The sequence below is a fragment of the Variovorax sp. MHTC-1 genome (assembly GCF_003984645.1).
In the GTDB taxonomy this organism is placed as follows: domain Bacteria; phylum Pseudomonadota; class Gammaproteobacteria; order Burkholderiales; family Burkholderiaceae_C; genus Variovorax.
The window spans coordinates 1-2,091 of record NZ_RWKI01000065.1; the positions used below are offsets into that span (position 1 = coordinate 1).

The window sequence follows — 2,091 nt, forward strand, 5'->3', positions numbered from 1 at the left end:
GACTGCAGCCTACGCCGAAGGCGCCCTGAGTTTGGGGTCTTCAATCAGCGCTTGTACGTTGCGCTTCAGCTCTTCAGGCTCCATGTCGAAGCCAGTCGCCCTTGGCCCGCTCCAATTCACACCGACAAGCAGGCCGTCCTGCATTAGGTCCGGCACCCACGTTTCGCAGAACCTGTCCCACGGGATGGCGACCGGAGAAAAGGCCGCGTACGCTGGCACCTCGGCTACGACCTTCGCAGCCCGCGATTGAGATGACCAAAAAGGCTGAGCACGACGCCCTTCGGCTGTCTTGGGGGCTGGATACCCAACATCGTCCTCGACAGTCCATAGCGTCTTGGCGGCGGCAACTTCGCGGTAGAAGGCCCAGGCTTGCGATGCGGATTGAGTCATAGATTGAAAGTCGGGTTCGGCCGATTGTTCATGGCCGCCGGTCTGTGTGCACGCGCTTCAGGTCAAGCGACATCAACCCCGAACCTAATCGTTGTGCGCGCGCCGCGAACGTCTGCTATGCCTCGAATTCTGCGGCGCGGCCGACCGGCTGCTTTTGGCCGGGGTCCGAGTGCCCCTGAGTTGTGGGTAAAGAGCATTGGGTCACAGGCAATCAGAAGCGCCAGCGTTTCCACGCATCGGCTTCCGACGGGGGGCAGATACGTGCACTGAATGACTTGGCCACGACGAGCGCGCCGGCCTCGTAGGTACACAGCATTTCTTGGGTTCGAAGCCATTGCAGACTTCCATTCAGGAAATAGCTTGTTGAGTGGGATGTCATCGGGGCGCGGCTGCCAACGTAGCGAAACCATGAATATTGGCAACCACTGTAGCCGGTTGGTATGGATTTTGGAATCGCGGCCCATTCGACCTCACCGTTGACTTGGGTCCTTGTCCCTGTGTCTGGAAGAGCTTCAGGGCACAGCTGGGCCGCCGCACGCGAGAAGCCCAGCACCCTGACGCCCACTAGATCGTCGGAGCCCATCTGCATCTCTGTTCCAACGGGGTATTCGAAGGTCGACAGAGAGGCGTAAAGGGGTTGGCAAATTGACCCGATTGCAGCTTTCACGAAGGTGAACTCTCCCGACGTGGGAAGCGCTGCGTATGCGCTATCGACAATGCGAACCCGCAGACCTGTCAACCTCGCCGCGGGGCGCAATGGCCCGACTGTTGTCGTGACTGGCTCCTCTCCGAGCACGACTGCCCAGAACCTGTAACGGCCCTTGAGGCTCTCATGAAGTTCGGCTCGGTCGGTCGGATCGATGGGTGGGGAGCACGCCATCGAAGAAGCGCCATAGGAAAGCAACAGAAATGCGATGCCGAAAGCGCGGTTTGTATGCAAGAGGATCTCTCAAATCGGAACGTGGCGGGTTATTGGACATCCCCCGCTCAGCGAACACGGGTCGTCGAATTCTTGTTATTGAGTGTCTGGTCGTGGCCGACTGTAGCCTGCCGCGGTTGTTCGAGCATTGGGCCCCTAGCGGTGATCGACGGGCCGAAGCGATCGTGGCGCTCGCAAGCGAGACGTTGGGCATCGCTGAGGTACTACCGGGCCATGACTGGTACTGGGTACCTGGCAGGATGCTCCGGCTGCCCGTCGGGGGTCAGCCTTGTCTTCGCAAAGCAGTCAATCTCTGCAGGCAGGGCGACTCCCGACTGTGCCGAACGGGTCCAAATGTTCGAAGCTATCTCCACCGCGTTGGGGTTGTCGTAGCAACCCCGCGAGACTGCGCGGAGATTCGGCCAGCGCTCAAAGGTAAGGCCGATGGTCGTGCCGCAAGTTGGGCAAAACTCAACGTAGACCTTCTTGCCGCTTCCATCGGATGTGTGCTCGTACTTGCGTACCTCGCCATCGTTGAACTCGACTGCCTCAACGGGGAACACGGAGTTGGCGTAGAACGAGGAGCCTGTCATCCGCTGACAGAACGTGCAGTGGCAAACAAGGGTTCTAAGCGGCGCCTGATTGACGTGGAACCTGACCGCTCCGCAGAGGCAGCCACCGTCAAGAACAAACGACATCGTGAAGCTCCTGGTTCAATTCTTTGATGACGCGAGGCGGCATCTTGAATCCTGCCACAGGTTTGACCGTCCGCTTCTCTGATT

The 2,091-nt window shown here is 59.4% G+C and carries 3 protein-coding genes; all 3 read right to left on the reverse strand.

Going from position 1 to position 2,091, the window contains the following annotated elements:
* Positions 1–9 precede the first annotated feature (9 nt).
* A complete protein-coding gene (locus tag EJI01_RS28190; protein WP_126840392.1) occupies positions 10–390 on the reverse strand; it encodes a DUF2750 domain-containing protein in 381 nt (126 codons plus the stop codon).
* 211 nt (positions 391–601) lie between these two features.
* Complete coding sequence (locus EJI01_RS29025; protein ID WP_185879108.1) at positions 602–1,330, reverse strand: hypothetical protein; 729 nt, start codon at positions 1,328–1,330, stop codon at positions 602–604.
* A 203-nt stretch (positions 1,331–1,533) separates the two neighbouring features.
* A complete protein-coding gene (locus EJI01_RS28200; protein ID WP_126840394.1) occupies positions 1,534–2,007 on the reverse strand; it encodes a GFA family protein in 474 nt (157 codons plus the stop codon).
* Positions 2,008–2,091: the final 84 nt, after the last annotated feature.